Origin of the sequence: Janthinobacterium sp. EB271-G4-7A, from assembly GCF_020858075.1 — a bacterium.
GTDB lineage: Bacteria > Pseudomonadota > Gammaproteobacteria > Burkholderiales > Burkholderiaceae_D > Janthinobacterium > Janthinobacterium lividum.
In genome coordinates this window covers 857,979-879,029 of sequence record NZ_JACYMI010000001.1, presented here as the reverse complement: position 1 = coordinate 879,029, position 21,051 = coordinate 857,979, and the positions used below count along the sequence as shown (strand labels likewise).

19 protein-coding genes and 1 other RNA gene are annotated in these 21,051 nt (G+C 63.6%); 14 read left to right on the top strand and 6 right to left on the bottom strand.

The annotated features are described in order from the left end of the window. The first annotated feature begins 13 nt into the window (after window positions 1-13). On the top strand, window positions 14-1,495 hold the full coding sequence (locus tag IGS58_RS04045; protein ID WP_230520720.1) for a GGDEF domain-containing protein: 1,482 nt from the start codon (window positions 14-16) through the stop codon (window positions 1,493-1,495). Here IGS58_RS04045 and IGS58_RS04040 read toward each other — a convergent pair. The 5 genes from IGS58_RS04040 to IGS58_RS04020 form a co-directional block, all read right to left on the bottom strand. Beyond that, on the bottom strand, window positions 1,492-1,956 hold the full coding sequence (locus tag IGS58_RS04040; protein WP_230520719.1) for an EVE domain-containing protein: 465 nt from the start codon (window positions 1,954-1,956) through the stop codon (window positions 1,492-1,494). The genes IGS58_RS04045 and IGS58_RS04040 overlap by 4 nt on opposite strands. A gap of 79 nt (window positions 1,957-2,035) precedes the next feature. Continuing rightward, window positions 2,036-2,213, bottom strand: a non-coding RNA gene (gene ssrS, locus IGS58_RS04035) — 6S RNA. 189 nt (window positions 2,214-2,402) lie between these two features. Continuing rightward, complete coding sequence (locus IGS58_RS04030) at window positions 2,403-2,714, bottom strand: cell division protein ZapA (RefSeq protein WP_034747344.1); 312 nt, start codon at window positions 2,712-2,714, stop codon at window positions 2,403-2,405. Then, the gene (locus IGS58_RS04025; RefSeq protein ID WP_329957969.1) at window positions 2,714-3,004 is read right to left on the bottom strand and encodes a DUF904 domain-containing protein; all 291 of its coding nucleotides are present in this window, start codon (window positions 3,002-3,004) and stop codon (window positions 2,714-2,716) included. Before IGS58_RS04025 ends, IGS58_RS04030 begins: the two co-directional genes overlap by 1 nt. Before the next feature lie 129 nt (window positions 3,005-3,133). Continuing rightward, window positions 3,134-3,880, bottom strand: coding sequence for a hypothetical protein (locus tag IGS58_RS04020; protein ID WP_230520718.1), 747 nt, complete (start codon window positions 3,878-3,880; stop codon window positions 3,134-3,136). 525 nt (window positions 3,881-4,405) lie between these two features. Between IGS58_RS04020 and groES the strand changes: the two genes are divergently transcribed. From groES to IGS58_RS03995, 5 genes are all read left to right on the top strand, one after another. Further along, window positions 4,406-4,696, top strand: coding sequence for a co-chaperone GroES (groES, locus tag IGS58_RS04015; RefSeq protein ID WP_010400979.1), 291 nt, complete (start codon window positions 4,406-4,408; stop codon window positions 4,694-4,696). 50 nt (window positions 4,697-4,746) lie between these two features. Then, window positions 4,747-6,396, top strand: a complete 1,650-nt coding sequence (gene groL, locus IGS58_RS04010) for a chaperonin GroEL (protein ID WP_034786546.1) — start codon at window positions 4,747-4,749, stop codon at window positions 6,394-6,396. Between the two features lie 246 nt (window positions 6,397-6,642). Beyond that, a complete protein-coding gene (locus IGS58_RS04005; RefSeq protein WP_230520717.1) occupies window positions 6,643-7,113 on the top strand; it encodes a hypothetical protein in 471 nt (156 codons plus the stop codon). Window positions 7,114-7,198: 85 nt separating this feature from the next. Beyond that, complete coding sequence (locus tag IGS58_RS04000) at window positions 7,199-7,756, top strand: GNAT family N-acetyltransferase (RefSeq protein WP_052140513.1); 558 nt, start codon at window positions 7,199-7,201, stop codon at window positions 7,754-7,756. An 81-nt stretch (window positions 7,757-7,837) separates the two neighbouring features. Beyond that, the gene (locus IGS58_RS03995) at window positions 7,838-9,412 is read left to right on the top strand and encodes a POT-type proton-dependent oligopeptide transporter (RefSeq protein WP_034786545.1); all 1,575 of its coding nucleotides are present in this window, start codon (window positions 7,838-7,840) and stop codon (window positions 9,410-9,412) included. A gap of 51 nt (window positions 9,413-9,463) precedes the next feature. Here the strand turns inward: IGS58_RS03995 and IGS58_RS03990 are convergent, their stop codons facing one another. Continuing rightward, on the bottom strand, window positions 9,464-11,107 hold the full coding sequence (locus IGS58_RS03990; protein ID WP_230520716.1) for an alpha-D-glucose phosphate-specific phosphoglucomutase: 1,644 nt from the start codon (window positions 11,105-11,107) through the stop codon (window positions 9,464-9,466). Between the two features lie 168 nt (window positions 11,108-11,275). Between IGS58_RS03990 and IGS58_RS03985 the strand changes: the two genes are divergently transcribed. The 8 genes from IGS58_RS03985 (at window position 11,276) to IGS58_RS03950 (ending at window position 21,044) form a co-directional block, all read left to right on the top strand. Beyond that, window positions 11,276-11,761 carry a sigma-70 family RNA polymerase sigma factor gene (locus IGS58_RS03985; RefSeq protein WP_170846370.1) on the top strand — a complete coding sequence of 162 codons (486 nt, stop codon included), beginning with the start codon at window positions 11,276-11,278 and terminating at the stop codon, window positions 11,759-11,761. Between the two features lie 8 nt (window positions 11,762-11,769). Further along, the gene (locus IGS58_RS03980) at window positions 11,770-12,858 is read left to right on the top strand and encodes a FecR family protein (protein WP_230520715.1); all 1,089 of its coding nucleotides are present in this window, start codon (window positions 11,770-11,772) and stop codon (window positions 12,856-12,858) included. Window positions 12,859-12,949: 91 nt separating this feature from the next. Further along, window positions 12,950-15,346 carry a TonB-dependent siderophore receptor gene (locus tag IGS58_RS03975; protein WP_230520714.1) on the top strand — a complete coding sequence of 799 codons (2,397 nt, stop codon included), beginning with the start codon at window positions 12,950-12,952 and terminating at the stop codon, window positions 15,344-15,346. A gap of 294 nt (window positions 15,347-15,640) precedes the next feature. Continuing rightward, window positions 15,641-17,902 carry a TonB-dependent siderophore receptor gene (locus tag IGS58_RS03970; protein ID WP_081345759.1) on the top strand — a complete coding sequence of 754 codons (2,262 nt, stop codon included), beginning with the start codon at window positions 15,641-15,643 and terminating at the stop codon, window positions 17,900-17,902. Window positions 17,903-17,975: 73 nt separating this feature from the next. Continuing rightward, on the top strand, window positions 17,976-18,722 hold the full coding sequence (locus tag IGS58_RS03965) for a DUF4198 domain-containing protein (protein WP_230520713.1): 747 nt from the start codon (window positions 17,976-17,978) through the stop codon (window positions 18,720-18,722). 2 nt (window positions 18,723-18,724) lie between these two features. Continuing rightward, entirely contained in the window at window positions 18,725-19,072 is a 348-nt protein-coding gene (locus IGS58_RS03960) for a DUF3649 domain-containing protein (protein WP_230520712.1), read from the top strand. Then, window positions 19,069-20,691, top strand: a complete 1,623-nt coding sequence (locus tag IGS58_RS03955) for a PepSY-associated TM helix domain-containing protein (protein WP_230520711.1) — start codon at window positions 19,069-19,071, stop codon at window positions 20,689-20,691. The genes IGS58_RS03960 and IGS58_RS03955 overlap by 4 nt, the downstream gene beginning before the upstream one ends. Then, window positions 20,691-21,044, top strand: coding sequence for a DUF3325 domain-containing protein (locus tag IGS58_RS03950; RefSeq protein ID WP_230522191.1), 354 nt, complete (start codon window positions 20,691-20,693; stop codon window positions 21,042-21,044). The genes IGS58_RS03955 and IGS58_RS03950 overlap by 1 nt, the downstream gene beginning before the upstream one ends. Window positions 21,045-21,051: the final 7 nt, after the last annotated feature.

Sequence of the window (21,051 nt, the reverse complement as noted above, 5' to 3'; positions counted from 1 at the left end):
GGGAGTCCCATCCATGCAATATGCGAGGAAGACCACGACATTCTGGCTGGCGCTGGCGGGCGGCTACGTGCTGGCGCAACTGGCCTTGACGGCTTGGACCGGGACGCGCGGTCCCGCCGTAAGCTACCTGTTCGGCGTGATGGCGCCACTGCTGGCGCTGGCCGCCTGCTGCCGCAACGCCAGCCTGAGCACCCCCGGCGTCGTGCGCACGGGCTGGGGCCTGTTTGCGGCCGCCATGCTGTTCTGGAGCGTGGGCATGGCGTTATCCGCCTGGCAAGACCTGAGCGGCCATGTGGCGTCCGACACGACGTATTTCTCCGATTTTGCCTATTTCATGTATGGCGCACCCTTGCTGCTGGCCATTTCCTCCGTCAGCGACCGCCACCCTTCGCGCACCCTGCAATGGCTGGACGCCGTGCAAGTGCTGCTGGCAGCTTACCTGACCTATACGGCCATCTTTTCCGTCTCGCCCTTCGACCAGCGCTCAATCGCGCCGATACCCGCCAGCCTGCTGGTGACGACGTACAACGTGGAAAACCTCGTCCTGGCCGGTTGCGCCTCGCTGCGCCTGCTGGCGCACCGCCGCGATGGTGCACAAGGGCGTTTCTACCTGCTGCTCAGCGTGTTCCTGTGGTGCTACGCCGCCTGCGCGGGCGCCTATAATTACCTGACCCTGCATGCGCTGGCCAAAGCCGGTCCCAGCGAGGTACTGCCCAGCCTGCCTTTCCTGCTGCTGGCGGTGCTGGCCATGCGCGTGCAGCCGGGCGAGGAAGAAGCACGGCCGCCGCGCCCGTTGACCTTGCTGATTGACAACTTCAGCCCCATCTTCTTCACGGCAGCCCTGCTGGGACTGGGATTCGTCGTGCTGCGCGAGCATTTCTACCTGGCGGCCAGCGCCCTGTTTGTCGCGCTGACGGTCCACGCGCTGCGCTCGGCCACCCTGCAAAGCCGCTACATGCAAAGCGAACGGGCTTTGCGCGAAGCCCACGACAAACTGGAAAAGCTGTCGCTGACGGATGGTTTGACGGGCATCGCCAACCGGCGCTGCTTCGACCAGACCCTGCAGCTGGAGTGGCAGCGCGCCGCGCGCAACAATCAAGCGCTGGCGCTGTTGATCATCGATATCGACTTCTTCAAAAGCCTCAACGATACCTTCGGCCACCCGTATGGCGACGCCTGTCTGGTGCAGATCGCGGCCGCCTTGCATTCCGCGCTGCCGCGCGCCAGCGACCTGGCGGCCCGCTTCGGCGGAGAGGAGTTTGCCGCCATCCTGCCCGCCACCGATGGTGCGGGTGCGCTGGCCGTGGCGCACAAGATGCAGGAAGCGATTGCCGCGGCCGCCATCGTCCACGCGCCGTCGCGCGGCGGCCTGGTGACGGCCAGCATCGGCCTCGCGCTGAATGACGCAGGACAGACGCCGGAACAATTGCTGGCCGCCGCCGACCAGGCCCTGTACCGGGCCAAGCAGAATGGCCGCAACCGGGTCGAAGGCTAGCCTGTCAGCTTGCCGGTAATGACTTTCCATTGCGCCGGCGTCACGGGCGTGATGGACAGACGGCTGCCTTTCTTGAGCAGCAGCATGTCTTCCAGCTCCGGCATCTGGCGCATCTCGGACAGGGGCAGCAGCGCCGTCTTCTTCAGGCCGCGCACGTCGACGCTGATCCAGCGCGGCTGCTCTGGCGTGGCCTTGGCATCGAAATATTTTCCGCCCTCTTCAAACTGGCTGTGATCGGGATACGCGCCGCTGGCCACTTCGGCCACGCCCGCCACGCCCGGCTGCGGGCAGCTCGAGTGATAGAACAGCACGCCATCGCCCGGTTGCATGCCATCGCGCATGAAGTTGCGCGCCTGGTAGTTGCGCACGCCAAACCACGGCATGGTGTGTTTGGGCGCCGCCATGAGGTCGTCGATGCTCACTTCATCGGGTTCGGATTTCATCAGCCAATATTGTTTCATATTCACTCCCTATCAAAAGCAACAGGCGTAAAAAAACGGTTGCGCATCGATGCTGCAACCGTTTTCTTGGTACTGCAAATTGGGCCCCGCCTGTGCCGCTATGCCGGCATCCCGAACCAAACGGTTCAAGGTGGTCACGTTAGTTCAATTTCGGGTTCGTCGAACGAGCGACGCTCACTCCCATCAAACAAAATTCGCAACCGATGCGCATAAATGGTTCAAGGAATATATGGCAATCGCGAACACCGCAGGGTAGACCCAAGTTTACTCCTTTGCTCGCGCATCGCAAAGACAAATCGTACTGTGTCCGCTTAAAATCCAATTAATAACACTGAACAAAACCGTAGCGAGCGGCGATGAATTGTGGCCAAGAAGCGCAGCTGTGCTTGAGCACAGCGAGCATCGCAGGCCGCAAGGCGCGACACGCAGTAGGTTTGGTTCAGTGTTTAAAAAAGGTTTTCCTGGGGCGTCAATGCACTATCCAACACCGTGTGCATGGCCGAGATTTTCTGCTTCACTTCCAGTATCGTCAATTCCGACAGCGGACCTTGCGGCGACTTCACGGAGAGGAATTCCGCGGCCACGCCCAGGGCGGCCAGCACGGCGATGCGGTCGTTGCCCTTGACCTTGCCCGCGTCGCGGATGGCTTTCATTTTGCTATCGAGATAGATCGCCGCTTCGCGCAGCGCGCGCTCTTCGCCGTCGCGGCACACCATGCTGTAGGACTGGCCCATGATATTGACATCGACACGCGGCATTACGCTTCCTTCTCGTTCTCGCCACTATAGGCGCCCGCTTCCGAAGCGGCTTGCTCCAGGCCGGCTTGCACCAGTTCGGGAATTTTTTCCAGCAACGCTTCCACCCGCTCCTGCGCCTCGCGCATGCGCTGCACATACAGGGCGTTGTCGGCGGCCAGCGCGGCATTGTCCTTGCGCAGTTGCGCGTTTTCACGGCGCAGCGCATGGGTCATTTCGGCCAGCAGGCCTATTTTGTCGGATAATTCGTTGAATTCGGAAATCATCCCGCCACTATAGGGCGGACGCTCCATGGGCGTCAATCGAATCACGCCGCTGTCACACATATTTACATCAATGCAGGGCAGTTGGCGGACAATACACGCTTTTTCCGGCGCTTTTCGCCAAGTGCGCGCATCCGCCGGCGCCGCGATGGCAGCGTTTTACTCGTCGACGTAATCGGGTTCGATATCGAGTCCGCCATAGCGGTTTTCGCAAGAGCGGCGCGTCAGCGTCTGTTGTCCGCCCTTGCCGTCAAGCACCATCGTCAAGTCGCGGCAAGTACGGTGGTAGCTGCCAGGCTTGGCGTCCGTCCCCGAGGGCGTCAGGCGCACTGCCAGCGGCACCGCATTGCCCAGGCCCTTGTTGCTCCACTGGCGCGTCTTGCCATCCTCTTCATCTTTCAAGGTGCGCACGGCGGCCGTCAGCAGCGCTTTCTGTTCCTTCGCATTCAGCTTGGCGATGGTGACGTCGGACAGGAATGGCGGATACACGACGGGCGCCGGGTCCTTGCCCTGCACATCCCAGCGTCCGCTGTTCTGCGAACAGGTGCGGCGGCTCAGGTCCTGCGACTTGTCGCCCGCGGTGACGACGAATTTCAGGTCGCGGCACACGTGCGCCTTCAAGCTGTGTTCCGTCATGCCGGAGTTGCTGAAGTTATATGTGACTTTCACCAGCACGCCGCTGTCGCCGCCGTTGTCCCACACATGGGCTTCCTGGTCGTCGTCATCCTTGTTCAAATCGTTGAACAAGTCATTGAGCAACATTTCCTTTTCCAGCGGCGTCAGGGCCGCCACAGTGATCTCGTCGACGATGGTGGGCGTTTGTGCCGCGGCATTGCCCAGGCAGGCGAGACCGACGAGAGTAGCGCCCAACAGGCGCAGGGCGGGATGGGAAATCGGGAATGGCATGGCGTGCTTTCTGGTGCGAGTGGTGATATTGATATGCAATTGCAATCATCTTATCAAATTTCATAGTCAAACTCTGTTTCCTATGCGTACAGGAACGCCCCCCCTCCGAACGGCATGCTAGAGTCGCGCCTGTTGCTGACGCCCGGGAACGAGGCTTGTGCTGGCGCAAACCCTGTGTAGATGCAGGCTCTGCTCAGCATCTATCTATATGTTCCCCTTGAATAAGCCCTTGAAGTTGACCCTTAGCGTCCCTATAATTAGCACTCGTTAGTAGAGAGTGCTAACAAACTCTTTCGTAGCAATCCTCAGGAAATGATGGTGCTTGCCAGGCCACTGCAGGGAACGCTACGCGGCGGGCGACGCCGCGATGCACCACTGCCGGATACAGGCAAGGACAGGATGACATGGGGTTTGCTTGACCGTTGCGGGCTGCTTTCAACGGCGGTCACTGAAAGCAGGCCTGGCGCTGTGCCAGGCATGTATTCATTTAGCAACACCTATCCATTGAACTTTAAGGAGTTTTGTATGAATCTGCGCCCATTGAACGATCGCGTCATCGTCAAACGCCTCGACCAGGAAACCAAGACTGCGTCCGGCCTCATCATTCCTGATGCAGCTGCTGAAAAACCGGATCAAGGCGAAGTCCTTGCCGTAGGCAATGGCAAGATTCTCGACGACGGCAAAGTGCGTCCTCTGGATGTCAAAGTGGGCGACCGCGTCCTGTTCGGCAAGTACGCCGGCCAAACCGTCAAAGTTGACGGCGATGAGCTGCTGGTCATGCGCGAAGAAGACATCATGGCGATCGTCGTCAAGTAATTGTTTCCACGTTGTAGACAGATACATCCCGAAACTCAGGAGAATTGAACATGGCAGCTAAAGAAGTAGTATTCGGCGACGCAGCGCGCGCCAAGATGGTCGAAGGCGTCAACATCCTCGCCAACGCAGTCAAAGTAACGCTGGGCCCGAAAGGCCGCAACGTGGTCCTGGAGCGCTCGTTCGGCGCCCCTACCGTCACCAAGGATGGTGTCTCGGTAGCGAAAGAAGTTGAACTCAAAGACAAGCTCATGAACATGGGCGCGCAAATGGTCAAGGAAGTTGCTTCCCGCACCAGCGACAACGCCGGCGACGGCACCACCACCGCAACCGTGCTGGCACAAGCCATCGTGCGCGAAGGCATGAAGTTCGTTGCCGCCGGCATGAACCCGATGGACCTGAAGCGCGGTATCGACAAGGCAGTTGCTGCCACCGTCGAAGAACTGGCGAAAATCGCCCGTCCTTGCACCACGACCAAGGAAATCGCCCAGGTTGGCGCGATCTCGGCAAACTCGGACTACTCGATCGGCGAGCGTATCGCTGAAGCGATGGAAAAAGTCGGCAAGGAAGGCGTCATCACCGTTGAAGACGGCAAGTCGCTGAACGACGAGCTGGACATCGTTGAAGGCATGCAGTTCGACCGCGGCTACCTGTCGCCATACTTCATCAACAACCCGGAGAAACAAGTTGCCGTGCTGGACAGCCCATTCGTCCTGCTGTGCGACAAGAAAATCTCGAACATCCGCGACCTGCTGCCGGTACTGGAACAAGTCGCAAAAGCTGGCCGTCCACTGCTGATCATCGCAGAAGACATCGAAGGCGAAGCGCTGGCCACCCTGGTTGTGAACAACATCCGCGGCATCCTGAAAACTTGCGCAGTGAAAGCACCTGGCTTCGGCGACCGCCGTAAAGCCATGCTGGAAGACATCGCTGTCCTGACCGGCGGCCAAGTGATCGCTGAAGAAGTCGGCCTGACCCTGGAAAAAGTGACCCTGGCCGAACTGGGCCAAGCGAAACGCATCGAAGTGGGCAAGGAAAACACCATCGTTATCGATGGCGCCGGCGAAGCAGCTTCGATCGAAGCACGCGTGAAACAAGTGCGCGTACAGATCGAAGAAGCGACCTCGGACTACGACCGTGAAAAACTGCAAGAGCGCGTCGCCAAACTGGCTGGCGGCGTTGCCGTGATCAAGGTTGGCGCAGCCACCGAAGTCGAAATGAAAGAGAAAAAAGCCCGCGTTGAAGATGCACTGCACGCGACCCGCGCTGCCGTGGAAGAAGGCATCGTGCCAGGCGGCGGCGTAGCCCTGCTGCGCGCACGCGCCAACATCACGGTCAAGGGCGACAATCCTGATCAAGACGCTGGTATCAAGATCGTCCTGCGCGCAATGGAAGAGCCACTGCGCATGATCGTGCAAAACGCTGGCGAAGAAGCTTCGGTCGTCGTGGCAGCCGTACTGGCTGGCTCGGGCAACTACGGCTACAACGCTGCCAACGGCACGTATGGCGACATGGTGGAAATGGGCGTCCTGGACCCAGCCAAAGTGACCCGTTCGGCGCTGCAAAACGCCGCTTCGATCGCTTCGCTGATGCTGACGACCGACTGCATGGTCTGCGAAATCGCTGACGACAAAGCAGGCGGCGGCATGGGCGGCGGCATGGGTGGCATGGGCGGCATGGGCGGCATGGACGGCATGATGTAATGTCCGTCGGCCAGTCGCGCAGGCGACGGCGCGACTGGCCGCATACGCAGGGACGGGGCTGGCAGACCAAAAGCTGCCAGCGCCTCCCGGCGGCCCCGAAAGCCACCTTCTACGGAAGGTGGCTTTTTTTCGCCTGTTCATTTGGCAAGCCCGTTAGCAAGCCCGTTTGGCAAGCCCGGCGATTGCCGGGCTGTGCGTTTTGCTTTAGCATGGCCGCCATCGTCCCTCTTTCTCACGCTCACCATCATGCCGCCACGCGCCTCTTCTTCCAAAACCACCATCATCGCCGGCATCCTGGCCGGCTTGCTGGCCGCCGGGCTCGGTGCTTTCTACCTGCATCAGCAGTCCGCGCCGCAGGCAGACAATGCCGCGAGCAGCCAGACGGCGGTGCCGGAGCAGAACGCGCGCGCCGTCGATGCGCTGATGGCTTTGCCGGAAATCAAGGCATGGTCGGCGCATATCGAAAAGGCGTCCGGCGGCCGCGCGCACGGCGCCGTGATGGAAACGTCGCCCGAGACGCGCCTCGTCAATGGCGTCGTTTACTACCAGCTGAGCTTTTTCGAAAGCACGCCCGATGCGGCGCACCGGTGGGAGAGTTTCGTCGTCACGTCCGATGGCAAGCGCATCCTCGTCGACGACATCGTCAGCGGCGACCTGATCAGCCTGGAACAATGGCGCAAGGACAATGCGCCCATGCAGCGCATCGCCACGCAGTAACCCCCCAAGCCAACGCGATGGCCAGGGACACCGGCGTTGCAGCGCAAGCTTTACTTTCTGGCATCGAAGCCCGATACTCGCCCACATGCCCGCCATCACCGTCCGCCCCCTCACGCCAGACGACGCCAGCGCCTACCGCGCGCTGCGCCTGGCCGGCATCGCCGAACTGCCCGCCGCCTTCTGCACCACGCATGCGGCGGAAAGCGGCTTGCCGCTGGCACAGATAGCCGAGCGCCTGCACGCCACCTCCCACCAAATAATATTTGGCGCTTTCGCCAAGGAGCAATTGATCGCCATGGCCGGCCTGCGCCGCGAACCGATCGCCGTCGTGCATGACAAGGCCAGCCTGTGGGGCGTGTACGTGGCGCCGCAGGCGCGCGGGCGCGGCGCGGGACGGCAACTGGTGCAGGCCGCCATCGCCCATGCCTGCGCCATTCCCGAGCTGGGCCGCGTGCGCCTGGCCGTGGCGCAGGACAACCACGCGGCGCTGACCCTGTACCTGGCTTGCGGTTTTACCCTGGAGGACTGTCCCGCATCGGATGGCATGCTGCAAATGCAGCTGTGGCTGCCCCGCCCTGCGCGTGCAAGTGCCGAAAGTAATGTCTTTATGAAAATCAATACCTTACAAATCCCTGCGAAATAGCGGACAGGCCGTTTTTTCTGTTGCAAGCAAACGCGGCAGGCCTTAGCATCGCGGCTTACAAAAAAAACTTGGGGAGAGCCAATGTCATCGGCCGAGACACAAACCGCCACGGGCAAGATGCCCCGGCAAATACCGTACATCATCGCCAACGAAGGCTGCGAACGCTTCAGCTTTTATGGCATGCGCAACATCCTGACGCCATTCCTCATCAGCACCCTGCTGCTGATGATCCCGATCGACCAGCGCACGGGCGAAGCCAAGCACGTCTTCCACACCTTCGTCATCGGCGTGTACTTCTTCCCGCTGCTGGGCGGCTGGCTGGCCGACCGCTTCTTCGGCAAATACAACACCATCTTCTGGCTCAGCCTCGTGTATTGCGCCGGCCATGCCTGCCTGGCCCTGTTTGAAAACAGCGTCAACGGCTTCTATTTCGGCCTGTTCCTGATCGCCTTCGGTTCCGGCGGCATCAAGCCGCTCGTGGCCTCGTTTGTCGGCGACCAGTTCGACCAGACCAACAAGCACAAGGCCAAGCTGGTGTTCGACCTGTTCTACTGGATCATCAACTTCGGCTCCTTCTTCGCTTCGCTGCTGATGCCGATGTTCCTGCGCGACTACGGTCCATCGATCGCCTTCGGCATCCCCGGCCTGATGATGCTGGCCGCCACCATCGTCTTCTGGATGGGCGCCAAGAAATACGTGCACGTGCCGCCGGCACCGCCGAACCCCGATTCGTTCACCCGCGTGGCCCGCACGGCCCTGCTGGCGCGCGTCGACGGCGGTTCGCGTCCCGGCCTGTATGTGGCCTACGTCGGCGTGATCGGCGCCCTGTATGCGTTCTACAGCATTCCCGAATGGGGCTTCGTGATTTCCGCGTGTACGGCGCTGGTATTGCTGCTGGCCTTCGGCAGCATCGGCACGGCCATGCAGCTGGAACGCGCGCGCGGCATCCACCCCGACGAAGCCGTCGAAGGCGTGCGCGCCGTGCTGCGCATCCTCGTCATCTTCGCCCTCGTCACGCCCTTCTTCTCGCTGTTCGACCAGAAGGCTTCGACCTGGATCGTGCAAGCGAACACCATGGAAAAACCAAGCTGGTTCCTGCCGGCGCAGATGCAGGCGCTGAACCCGATGCTGGTGATGCTGCTGATCCCGTTCAACAACCTGGTGCTGTACCCGATGCTGAACCGCTTCGGCCTGGAAGCGACGGCCCTGCGCCGCATGACGGCCGGTATCGGCTTTTCCTCGCTGGCGTGGATCGTCATTGGCCTCTTGCAGCTGGCCCTCGACAGCGGCAATGCCGTCTCCATCATGTGGCAAATCCTGCCGTACGCGCTGCTGACGTTCGGCGAAGTGCTGGTCTCGGCGACAGGACTCGAGTTTGCCTACAGCCAGGCGCCCGTCTCGATGAAGGGCGCCATCATGAGCTTCTGGAATCTGTCGACCACGGTGGGCAACCTGTGGGTGCTGATCGTCAACCGCAGCGTCATGAACGAAGGCGTGATCGGCAAGATCGCCGAAAGCGGCATCAGCGTGACGGCCTTCCAGATGTTCTTCTTCGCCGCCTTTGCCGCCGTCGCCATGCTGGCCTTCGGCCTGTATGCGAAGCGCTACAAGATGGTCGATAACTACCGCCAGGCGGCCATCCCGGCAAAAGCATGATGCCGGTTTGACCTGCCGCAATAAAAAAGGGCGCCCTCGGGCGCCCTTTTTTTACGTCGTCACGGTCGGCCCGTCGCGCCCCGTGCGCGCGCGGATCTGCGCCAGTTGCTCGGCCACGGCGATCAGTCCCGCCAGCGCTTCCTGGGTCGGGATGGCGTGCTGCGCGACATCGGCTTCATAGCGCTCCAGGTACAGGCGCAGGGTGGCGCCTTCGGTGCCCGTGCCGGACAGGCGCAGCACGATGCGCGCGCCGTCCGTCATGACGATGCGGATGCCCTGCTGCGCCGCCACGGAGCCATCGACGGGGTCCGTGTAGCTGAAATCGTCGGCCAGCGCCACCGTGTAGCCATTGACTACCTGGCCCGGCAAGGCGGCCAGCTGGCCGCGCACGGCCTGCATCAACTGCTGCGCGCCGGCGCTGTCGATGTCTTCGTAATCGTGGCGCGAATAATAGTTGCGGCCATACGTAGCCCAGTGGGCGCGCACGATCTCTTCCACCGATTGCTTTTTCTCTGCCAGCAGGTTGAGCCAGAACAGCACGGCCCATACGCCATCCTTTTCGCGCACGTGGTTCGAGCCCGTGCCGTAGCTTTCCTCGCCGCACAGGGTGGCCAGGCCCGCGTCGAGCAGGGTGCCGAAGAACTTCCAGCCTGTCGGCGTCTCGTGGCACGGGATGCCCAGCGCGCTAGCGACCCGGTCGGCCGCGCCCGACGTCGGCATGGAGCGGGCGATGCCCTTCAAGCCCGCGCGGTAGCCGGGGGCCACGGTGGCATTCGCGGCCAAAATCGCCAGGCTGTCCGACGGCGTCACGTCGAAGCGCCGGCCAACGATCATGTTGCGGTCGCCGTCGCCATCCGAGGCGGCGCCGAAGTCGGGGGCCTCATTGTCACCATCTCCGGCCGCCATGATGGAAATCAATTCCTGCGCGTTGACGGGATTCGGGTCCGGATGGCCGCCTCCAAAGTCTTCCAGGGGCACGCCGTTGATGACGCTGCCCTTGGGCGCGCCCAGCATGCCTTCCAGGATGGCCGTCGCATACGGGCCGGAGACGGCGTGCATGCCGTCAAAGCAGATGCGCAAGCCGCCCGCGAACAGGGCGCGGATGGCGTCGAAGTCGAACAGCTGCTGCATCAGTTCCGCGTAATCTTGAACCGGATCGATCACTTCGACCGTCATCTGCTCGATGCGCACCGAACCCAGTTTGTCGAGATCGATGTCGGCTACGTCGCTGATGCGGTATTCGGCGATGCCTTGCGTGCAGGCGTAGATGGCCTCGGTGACCTTTTCGGGCGCCGGGCCGCCATTGGCGATGTTGTACTTGATGCCGAAATCGCCATCGGGGCCGCCCGGGTTGTGGCTGGCCGACAGGATGATGCCGCCGCTGGCGCCATGCTTGCGAATGACGCAGCTGACGGCCGGCGTCGACAGGATGCCGCCCTGCCCCAGCAGCACGCGCGCGTAGCCATGCGCGGCCGCCATGCGCAGCACCGTCTGGATGGCCGCGCGGTTGTAAAAGCGCCCGTCGCCGCCCAGCACCAGAGTCTGGCCGCGGCAGTCGCCCAGCGTGTCAAAAACGCTCTGCACGAAGTTTTCCAGATACTGCGGCTGGCTGAACACAGCCACCTTCTTGCGCAGGCCCGAAGTGCCGGGCCGCTGGCCGGCTACCGGCGCCGTGTTGATGATTTGAATAGCCATCTTGCCTCCATATTAACTTCCGATGGTAACGCATGCCAGGCAAGCGGCAAAGCGTTGTACGCCTGCCACGGTGCGCCAAGCCGCTTAGCGCTACACTCCGGCATGCCATATAATGAGAATCATTCTCATATGCGGCACTCCTGGCTGCGGACTCATACATCGGACGCCGTGGTTGCACGCTATTACCAAGAACTGTTGAACTTTTGCTGGCGCAGCTTGCGCAACCGCGAAGCTGCTGCCGACCTGGTGCAGGAAAGCTATGCGCGCGTGCTGGGCGAAGCGGCCGTGCGCGAACCGCGCGCGCTGCTGTACCGCACGGCGCGCAATCTGCTGATCGACAATCACCGCCGCGCCGCCCTGCGCCAGCATGAGGAGCTCGACGCCCTGCCCGAGGCCGCGCATCCGGCCGCGCCGCGCCACTTGCAGCCGGAGCAGGCGCTCGAAAGCAGCCAGGACTGGCAAGCCTGCGTGGCCGCCATCGACGCCTTGCCGCCCCGCTGCCGCGACGCCTTCGTGCTGCACGTCTTCGAGGAATTGCCGCACGCGCAGATCGCCGCGCGCATGGGCATTTCCGTGAGCATGGTGGAAAAACATATCGCGCGGGGCATGCTCAGTTGCCAGGCGCAGTTGCATTCTTTGCGGGAAGCCACATAATGGCGCCCATGACCGCCCACCCGCCCCGCTACGATTTCGGCCCGTCCGCGCAGGACGAGGCGGACTTGCGCGAGTACGCCGACTTTGCCGCCTCGCAGGACGGCGTAGCGCTGGCCGCGGCAAGCTGGTTTGGCCGGCGCGGCAACCTCGATGCACAGCAACAAGCCGAATTTTCCGCCTGGCTGGCGGCCGACGCGCTGCACGCGCAAGCGTACGCGCAGCTGCGGGACACGCACCGCGTGGCGCGCAAGATTCCCGCGCAGGTCGCCGCGCGCTGGGTCGTGCCCCACGCAGCGCCATCCTCCCGCCCCCGCCGCCACTGGCTGCGCGCGCTGCCGTATGCGGCCGCCGCCATGTTGCTGCTCAGCGTGGGCGCGGGCGGCTACCAGTGGTGGCAACAGCAAGCCGTGTTCAGCCAGTCGTATGCCACCATGCGCGGCCAGCGCCTGGCTATCACCCTGCCCGACGGCAGCAAGGTAGAACTCGATACGGCCACGCAGCTGCACGTCACCCTGTACCGCCAGCGCCGCGAAGTGCGCCTGGCGCACGGCGAAGCGCTGTTCCAGGTGCAAAGCAGACAGGGCCAGCCCTTCGACGTGCTGAGCGGCCCCTTGAAAGTGACGGTGGTGGGCACGCAGTTTTCCGTGCGCAATACGCTCGAACACGACGGCCAGCTGCGCGTGGCCGTGCAGCAAGGTTACGTGCGCGTGGCGGGCGCAGGACCAGACCTGGCCGACCTGCGGGCCGGCCAGGGCGTCAGCGCCGACGCCGGCGGCCGCCTGTCCGCCATTGCCAGCCTGGCCCCAGGCAGCGTGGCGCCATGGCGCAACGGCAGGGTCACCTTCGACAATGTGCCGCTGGGCGCGGCGCTGGCCGAATTCGAACGCTATGGCGACACCGGCTTCGTCGTGCGCGATCCCGCCGTGGCGCAGCTGCGCATCGGCGGCAGTTTCAGCCTGACCCAGCTCGACCGATTCGCCGCCGCCCTGCCGCAGCTGTTGCCCGTGCAGATCGTGCACAGCGGCGGCGCCAGCGAGATCCGCATGGCAGCAAAAATGCCGGCGCAAGCCCCTGCGATGCGACTGCCTGAAAAATAAATGCAAATAAGTCGCATTCGCAGGTGAGGGTTTTGCCAGCTGCCGCGTCTACCAAGTTAATCGACAATAAATTAACCTGGAGAAATGCAACATGTGGTCCCCCCGCCTCAATCTGACACCCGCCCCCCTCGCCCTGGCCGCCATGCTGGCCCTGGGCACCATTTCCCTGGCACAGGCGCAAACGGCGCCCGCCGTCACACTGACCATCGCCGCCCAGCCGCTGGGCCAGGCGCTGAATGAGCTGGCGCGGCAAGCCAATCTGCAACTGCTGTTCGCGCCCGAACTCGTGGCCGGCAAGACGGCGCCCGCCGTCAGCGGCACCCTCAGCGTGGCCGACAGCCTGGAGCGTCTGCTGGCCGGCAGCGGCCTGGCTGCCAGCATCGATGGCAGCAGCGTCATCATCCGCTCCGCGCCCGCCGCCACGGGCAAGGTGACGACCCTGGCGGAAATTACCGTCAGCGCCCGCCAGGAGGCAGTGATCGACAGCGAGCTGACCAAGTCATACGCAGCGCAAGCGGTGAGCATCGGCAAGGGCCAGCAAAGCCTGCGCGAAATTCCCCAATCCGTCTCCGTGCTGACGCGCCAGCAGTTGAATGACCAGAATTTGCTGAGCCTGGATGACGCCATGCGCGGCGTGACGGGCATCACCGTCGAGGCCAGCAGCACGGGCGGCAACCACGGCAACTTTTATTCGCGCGGCTATGCGCTTGACTCGGTGCAGGTCGATGGCGTGATGACGCCGGCCAGCACGGGCAACGACCTGTCGGCCGGCTTCGGGCTGGCCATCTATGACCGCGTGGAAGTGCTGCGCGGCCCCGCCGGCCTGTTCCAGGGCGCGGGCGACCCGGGCGGCACCATCAACCTGGTGCGCAAGCGCGCGCGCGACACCTTTGCCGCCAGCGGCGTGCTCAGCGCAGGTTCCTGGGACCGCTACTACGCGGAAGCGGACGTCACGGGCCCCCTGAGCGCGGATGGCAAGGTGCGCGGCCGCCTGGTGGCCGCGTATGAACACCGGCGCTCCTTCGTCGACCATGTGTATGCGGAAAAACCGCTGCTGTACGGCACTGTTGCCATCGACGTGGCGCCAGGCACCGTACTGACGGGCGGCGTCACCCACCAGCAATACAAGGGCCGTCCCGCCTTCGGCCTGCCCGCGTATGAAGACGGGCGCCTGCTCGACGTGCCCCGCTCCACCTACCTCGACCCGGCCTGGAACCACATCACGGAAAAGGTCACCGAATACTTTGCAGAACTCGATCATAAACTGGCGAACGGCGGCCAGTTCAAGGCGACCGCCCTGTACCGCGAGCAGGACGAACCGTCGCGCAATTTCGGCTGGTCCGACTGTTCCGCCGATCCCGTCACGGGCGACAGCTGCCTGGTCAGCTGGAACTACCGCAGCCACTGGAAGACGCAGGGCCTGGACGCCTACCTGGCCACGCCGTTCCAGGCGTTTGGCCGCAGCCACGACCTGATCGTGGGCGCCGACTACCGCCAGGTGCACAAGAATTTCCAGTATGGCGGCGGAAACAATGCGCCGATCAACATCTTTCATCCCGATAACAATATCGCGCGGCCCAGCTATACCTTTTCCAACGGCAATGACAACCGCACCAAACAGTTCGGCCTGTACGCGCGCACCCGCCTGCAAGCGACCGAGCGTCTGGCCGTCAACCTCGGCGGGCGCCTGACGCACTGGGACAACCATACCGTCAACCGCAACGCGTATTTCAACCAGTTCACCGATGTCAGCAACACCATCAAGGCCAAGTTCACACCGTATGCGGGCCTGGTCTACGAGCTCGACAAGCAGGTGTCGGCCTACGGCAGCTACACGCGCATCTTCACGCCCCAGAGCACCACGGACGCTGCCGGCCAGACGCTGAAACCGCGCACGGGCCAGCAGTTCGAACTGGGACTGAAGGCCGAGCTGTTCGACAAGAACGTCAACGCGCATGCGGCCCTGTTCCGCATGGAAGACGAAAACCGCGTCATGCCCGACCCGGCCAACCCGCTGTTCTCCATCGGCGCCGGCAAGATGCGCAGCCAGGGCATGGAAGCCGAGCTGAGCGGCAGTCCCCTGCCCGGCTGGAACATCACGGGCGGCTATTCCTACACCAGCACGCGCACCCTCGAAGGCAGCGACGACCAGAAGGCGCAGCTGTATTCCTTCATCGCGCCGCGCCACAATGTCAATCTGTGGACCAATTACCGGCTCGCCGGCGCGCTCGATAAAGTCAGCGTGGGCGGCGGCTTGCGCAGCGTCAGCAGCATGTACCGCCTGAACGGGCCCGTGAAATTCGAGCAGGGACCCGTCACCACGGTGGGCTTGCAGGCTGGCTACCGCCTCAGTCCCACACTGGAGCTGTCGCTGACGGTGAACAACCTGTTCGACAAAAAATACTACACGCGCGTGTGGGCCGCCTATGGCTCCAACTTCTATGGCGAACCGCGCAACGCCATGCTGACCCTGCGCGGCCAGCTGTAAACGCCCGCGCTCCTGCGCATGCACGGCCGCCGCCAGCAATGGGGCGGCCGTGCGCGTTGACGGCATCGCTGCGGCTTCATTACCACATCGCTCTCTTGCATGTCTCGCAACCCCGCACTATAATAAGAATAGTTCTCATTCACATTTAGACTCCCACCCGAGTTTGCGCACAGTCGCCTGACTGATGCGCGGCTGGATGACACGCTGCGCCAGCCAGGCACCACCGCCAAGCAAGCCTCCCATACCAAAAACGCCAGCCGCTCGACGGCGGGCACACGAGAAGAAGGATGTTTCATGGCGCGAGCACGTTCGCTGGCCGGCATGGTTGCCGGCCCGTTTTCCCCACCAGTTTCCAATGTCGCCATGCGTCCGCTGGCCATCGCCGTGCATTCCGCATTGCTGACGGCAGCGCTGGGCGCCGGCGCGGCCCTGGCTGCGGAGGCACCCGCCAAGCCCGATGAAGCCACTCTGAGCGAGATCAAGGTAGTGGGCCAGCAAGACAAGGCAGCGACCGAGCACACGGGTTCCTACACCACCAAACAGATGGCCACGGCGACGCGCATGGGCCTGTCGATCCGCGAAACGCCGCAATCGATTTCCGTGGTGACGCGCCAGCGCATGGACGACATGGGCTTGAACAGCCTGGCCGAGGTACTGGTGCAGTCGACGGGCGTGACGGTGCAGGAGAACGACAGCGAACGCACCAGCTTTTCGGCACGCGGCTTTTCCATCGGCAATTACCAGATCGACGGCGTGGCCGTCAATTCAGGCAGCAATGCGCTGTTCGACACGGCCATCTATGACCGCATCGAGATCGTGCGCGGCGCCACGGGTCTGGTCAGCGGCAATGGCGACCCGTCGGCCACCATCAACATGATGCACAAGCGTCCCGGCAAGGAGTTCGCCGCCTCGGCCGGCCTGACCGTGGGTTCCTGGAGCAAGGTCCGGCTCGAAGGCGACATCAGCGCGCCGCTGAATGCGGACGGCAGCATCCGCGGGCGCGTCGTGGTGGCAGGCCAGAACCGCCATTCCTACATGGACCTGTACAAGGAACGCAAGCTGGTGGGCGCCGTCATCGTCGAGGCGGATCTGACGCCTGCAACGTTGCTGACGGCCGGCATCGACTATCAAAAAAACACGCCGAAAGGCACGAGCTGGGGCACCACGCCCCTGTTCTTCTCGGACGGCACGCCGGCCAACATGCCCCGCTCGTTCAACATGGCGGCCAAGTGGAGCAGCTGGGAGCGCGCATTCGAAAACAAATACGTCTACCTCGAACACCGCTTCGCCAACGACTGGAAAATCAAGGCCGCCTACGGGCGCCTGGACAGCTCCTCGAACGGCAAGCTGTTCTACGGCGGCAGCGGCTATCCGAAACGCGACGGCAGCGGCCTGGAAGTCTGGAGCGGCGCCTTCCCCTACGATGAAAAACAGGACAACTTCGACCTGTCGGCCAACGGCACTTTCCCCCTGTTCGGCCGCCAGCACGACCTGGTACTGGGCGTGAACGGCTGGAAGCGCAGCGGCACGACGAATGAAACCTTGCTGCCCGATCCGCTGCCATTTGCCACCACCATCCCCGACTTCCGCAACTGGACCGGCGACGTGCCCGAGCCGGCGCTCACGCGCACGGGTGCGCGCGACGTCGCCACCACCAAGCAGTCCGGCGCCTTCATCGCCACGCGCATCAATGTCACGGACAGTTTCAAGGTACTGGCCGGCGCGCGCGTCTCCAAATGGGAAACATATAACGACCGCTATGATACCCAGGGCCGTTTTGTGAAACGCAGCTCCGCCTACAAGACGGACGATGTCGTCACACCGTACGCGGGCGTGGTGCTCGACGTCAGCAAGAGCACGTCGCTGTACGCCAGCTACACGGACCTGTTCAAGCCACAAAACCTGAAGGACAAGAACAACGCCTTCCTCGACCCGATTACGGGCAGCAATGTGGAAGCGGGCGTGAAGAGCGAATTCTTCGACGGCGCCGTGAATGCCTCGTTTGCCGTGTATGAAGCCAAGCAGGACAACCTGGGCGAGGAAGACAAATCGGTGCCGCTGACCTTTGTGTTGCCGGACGGCAGCCGTCCCTATATCTCGACGGGCAAGGGCACGAAAAGCAAGGGTTACGAGGCGGAAGTGTCGGGCAGCCCCTTGAGCGGCTGGCAGCTGTTCGCCGGCTACACGCACAGCAAATCGAAGACGGGCAAGGGCGTGGTGACCAACACCATCCAGCCGACCAACATGCTGCGCGTCTCGACCACCTACCGCCTGCCGGGCGAGCTGCAAAATCTCACCATCGGCGGCGGCTTGAACTGGCAGAACGAGATCTGGACGACGGCCACCCTGCCGAACAAAAGCAAGATCCGGGTCAGCCAGGGCAGCTACGTGCTGGCCAACCTGATGGCGCGCTATCAGATCAGCCCGAAACTGTCAGCCAGCCTGAATGTCAACAACCTGTTCGACAAGACGTATTTCCGCCGCGTGGGTTTCTATAACGGCGGCTATTACGGCGAACCGCGCAACGTGGCGCTGAACCTGCGCTACCAGTACTGATGCATCGCAGGCCGCTGTCCCCCGGGAGCGCGGCCGCTTTGTCCATTTCACATAAGAAGATAAGGGATACACCATGCACATCACTTCCATCGCGCGCCTCGGCGCCCTCGCTGCCGCCCTGCTGGGCGCGGCCCTCGTTTCCGGCACGGCCAGCGCGCACCAGATCTGGCTGCAGCAGGACGGCAAGGCGGCCAGCGTGTACTTCGGCGAGTTCGGCGACAACCTGCGCGAGGCGTCGCCCGGCCTGCTGGACAAGTTCAGCATCAAGAACGTGACATGGTTGTCGGCCAAGGGTGCGCAGCCGCTGCAGGCGAGCAAGACGGCCGGCGCGTTCATCCTGAATGGCAAGGTGGGTGCCGGCGAAAGCATCATCGTCGAGGAAGACAACTACCCGTCGTGGGAAGAGAAAAAGGATGGCAGGAGCACGCGCACCGTGTGGGTCCCGGCCGCGCGCCTGATCGCCGACGGCAAGGCGCAAGCGCCCGCGCTGACCCTCGACCTGGTGCCGACCGGCAAAGCAGGCCAGTTCCAGGTCAGCTACCAGGGCAAGCCGCTGGCGCAAGCCAAGGTCAACGCCGTGGTGCAATCGGGCTGGGGCAAGGAAGCGTGGAGCGATGCGCAAGGCCTGGTCAGCTTCCCGCTGCCATGGAAGGGCACCTATGTGCTGGAAGTGCAGCACACGGACAAGACGGCCGGCCAGCGCGGCACGCAAGCCTATGACAAGGCCATGTTCGTGACAACCCTGAGCCTGGTGCAGCCGCAAGGCGTGACGCCGCTGCCGGCCGGCCCGGCCCTGCCGCCGAGCAAGGATCACGACTGACCATGCAAGCGCCAGCCATCACTGAAACGATTGAAAAACCTGCGCGCCTGCGCCTGTCCGCCGACGCGGCGTACCGCCTCGGCGTGGCTTCGCGCAGCGTGGCGGCCATCGTTGGCGGCTACGTGCTGGCCGCGCTGGTCACCATGCTGCTGTCGGTGAGCCTGCCCATGGCCCGTTCCGAAGCCGTCATGACAGCCACCCTGCTGTCGTTTGCCATCTACACCTGCGCCGTGATGTGGGTCTTCGCCACGCGCAGCGCCCTGCGCGCCTGGCTGGGCCTCGCGATCCCCGCCGCCGTCATCGCCGCCATCCTGCAGTGGATGGACGCACTATCCTGGAGTTTCGCATGAAAGAAGGTTTCCGCCAGTCGATGGCATGGCTGCACACCTGGTCCGGCCTGCTCGTCTGCTGGATTTTGCTGCTGGTGTTTTGCGCCGGCACGGCCAGCTACTACCGCAATGAAATCACCCTGTGGATGCAGCCCGAATTGCACGGCGCCGCCGCCAGCCAGGTCAGCACCGAGGAAGCGGCCAGCGTGGCGCAGAAGGCGATGGAAGAGCGGGCAGAAGGCGCCACGCGCTGGTTCATCAGCCTGCCCGGCGAACGCAGCCCGGCCACGCAACTGGGCTGGAGCAAGCCTTCGAAGCCCGGCGAAAAGAAACGCGGACGGCGCGGCAATTTTCATAGCGAAAAAGCCGACCCGGCCACGGGCGAAGTGCTGTCCAAGCCGCGCGAGACGCGGGGCGGCGAATTCCTCTACCGCCTGCATTTCGACCTGCATTACATGCCGGCCATCTGGGCCCGCTGGATCGTGGGTTTCTGCGCCATGTTCATGTTCGTCTCCATCATCAGCGGCATCGTCACGCACAAGCGCATCTTCAAGGACCTGTTTACCTTCCGGCCGAAAAAGGGCCAGCGCTCGTGGCTGGACGCGCATAACGTGACGGCCGTGCTGGCCCTGCCCTACCACATCATGATCACCTACACGGGCCTGGTCACGTTGATGTTCCTGTACATGCCTTCCGGCGTCACGGCCGCCTACAAGGGCGACCAGGATGCCTTCTTCGCCGAAGCCTTCCCGGGCCGCTCGGGCGACAGCAAGCCAGCCGGCGTGGCGGCGCCGTTGGCACGGTTGGCGCCCCTCGTGCGCCAGGCGGAACAGCATTGGGGCGGCGGCAAGGTCGAGCGCATTTCCGTCAACCACCCGGGCGACGCCAACGCCACCATTTCGCTGACGCGCGCCGGTGGACGCGACATGTCGTCGAAGCAGCCGTCGATGGAATTCGATGGCGTTTCCGGCAAGCTGTTGTCAAGCGATGGTGACGCGCAGCCCGGCGCGGCAGCCACGCAAGGCGTGATGGTTGGACTGCACGTCGCGCATTTCGGCGGGCCGCTGCTGCGCGCCCTGTTCTTCCTGTCCGGCCTGGCCGGCTGTGCCATGGTGGCCACGGGCGCCTTGCTGTGGGCCGTCAAGACGCGCCAGAAGCAGGCCAAGGCGCTGGCCGCCGGCAAGCGCGCCAGCTTCGGCCTGCGCCTGGTCGAAGCGCTCAACATCGGCGCCATCGCCGGCATCCCGATCGCCTTTGGCGCCTACTTCTGGGCCAACCGCCTGCTGTCCGTGACGATGGAAGACCGGCCGAAAGAGGAAATCGCCTGCTTCTTCGGCGCCTGGGCCCTGGCCGCCATCATCGCCCAGCTGCGCCCGTCGCGCGCCATGTGGCGCATGCAGCTGGCCGCCGGCGCCTTCCTGCTGGCATCGCTGCCTGTGCTGAACGTCTTCACGACCAGTTCGCACCTGGGCGTGACCCTGTTCCTGGGCCGCGGCCCCGTGGCGGTCGCCGCCTTCGACGTGGTGGTGCTGGTGCTGGGCCTGGGCCTCGCGTATGCGGCGTTCAAATTGAAACCGCTGCCCGTGAAGGCGGCCAAGGCAGCAGCGGTGAAACCGGCGCAAACGATGGAGGCCGCGTGATGGAGCTGCTGTCGAACTTCCTCGTGTTTGCCCTGTGCTATGCGGGCCTGTCCTCGCTGTGCCTGGCGATGGATCGCCACTACGCCGACCTGCACGGACGCGGCGCCGAACCGCCCGCGCCACTGCGCCGCCGCTTGCAGTGGGCCGGCTGGCTGGCGCTGGCCGCCGGCCTGGCCTGGGCCATGCACATCGCCGGCGGCGGTTACGGCCTCGTCTACTGGGTCGGCAGCCTGACGGGCTGCGGCTTGCTGCTGATCTGGCTGCTGCCCTATGCGCCGCACCAGGCCATGCGCCTGGCGCGCATCATCGGCGTGGCTGCCGTGCTGGCCGCCGTCGCGCTGGCCATTCTGTAGATATCGT

Coding starts and splice junctions, on each gene's coding strand:
- IGS58_RS04045 (WP_230520720.1), top strand. CDS start 14: ATGCAATATGCGAGGAAGACCACGACATTCTGGCTGGCGCTGGCGGGC.
- IGS58_RS04040 (WP_230520719.1), bottom strand. CDS start 1,956: ATGAAACAATATTGGCTGATGAAATCCGAACCCGATGAAGTGAGCATC.
- IGS58_RS04030 (WP_034747344.1), bottom strand. CDS start 2,714: ATGCCGCGTGTCGATGTCAATATCATGGGCCAGTCCTACAGCATGGTG.
- IGS58_RS04025 (WP_329957969.1), bottom strand. CDS start 3,004: ATGGAGCGTCCGCCCTATAGTGGCGGGATGATTTCCGAATTCAACGAA.
- IGS58_RS04020 (WP_230520718.1), bottom strand. CDS start 3,880: ATGCCATTCCCGATTTCCCATCCCGCCCTGCGCCTGTTGGGCGCTACT.
- groES (WP_010400979.1), top strand. CDS start 4,406: ATGAATCTGCGCCCATTGAACGATCGCGTCATCGTCAAACGCCTCGAC.
- groL (WP_034786546.1), top strand. CDS start 4,747: ATGGCAGCTAAAGAAGTAGTATTCGGCGACGCAGCGCGCGCCAAGATG.
- IGS58_RS04005 (WP_230520717.1), top strand. CDS start 6,643: ATGCCGCCACGCGCCTCTTCTTCCAAAACCACCATCATCGCCGGCATC.
- IGS58_RS04000 (WP_052140513.1), top strand. CDS start 7,199: ATGCCCGCCATCACCGTCCGCCCCCTCACGCCAGACGACGCCAGCGCC.
- IGS58_RS03995 (WP_034786545.1), top strand. CDS start 7,838: ATGTCATCGGCCGAGACACAAACCGCCACGGGCAAGATGCCCCGGCAA.
- IGS58_RS03990 (WP_230520716.1), bottom strand. CDS start 11,107: ATGGCTATTCAAATCATCAACACGGCGCCGGTAGCCGGCCAGCGGCCC.
- IGS58_RS03980 (WP_230520715.1), top strand. CDS start 11,770: ATGACCGCCCACCCGCCCCGCTACGATTTCGGCCCGTCCGCGCAGGAC.
- IGS58_RS03975 (WP_230520714.1), top strand. CDS start 12,950: ATGTGGTCCCCCCGCCTCAATCTGACACCCGCCCCCCTCGCCCTGGCC.
- IGS58_RS03970 (WP_081345759.1), top strand. CDS start 15,641: ATGGCGCGAGCACGTTCGCTGGCCGGCATGGTTGCCGGCCCGTTTTCC.
- IGS58_RS03965 (WP_230520713.1), top strand. CDS start 17,976: ATGCACATCACTTCCATCGCGCGCCTCGGCGCCCTCGCTGCCGCCCTG.
- IGS58_RS03960 (WP_230520712.1), top strand. CDS start 18,725: ATGCAAGCGCCAGCCATCACTGAAACGATTGAAAAACCTGCGCGCCTG.
- IGS58_RS03955 (WP_230520711.1), top strand. CDS start 19,069: ATGAAAGAAGGTTTCCGCCAGTCGATGGCATGGCTGCACACCTGGTCC.
- IGS58_RS03950 (WP_230522191.1), top strand. CDS start 20,691: ATGGAGCTGCTGTCGAACTTCCTCGTGTTTGCCCTGTGCTATGCGGGC.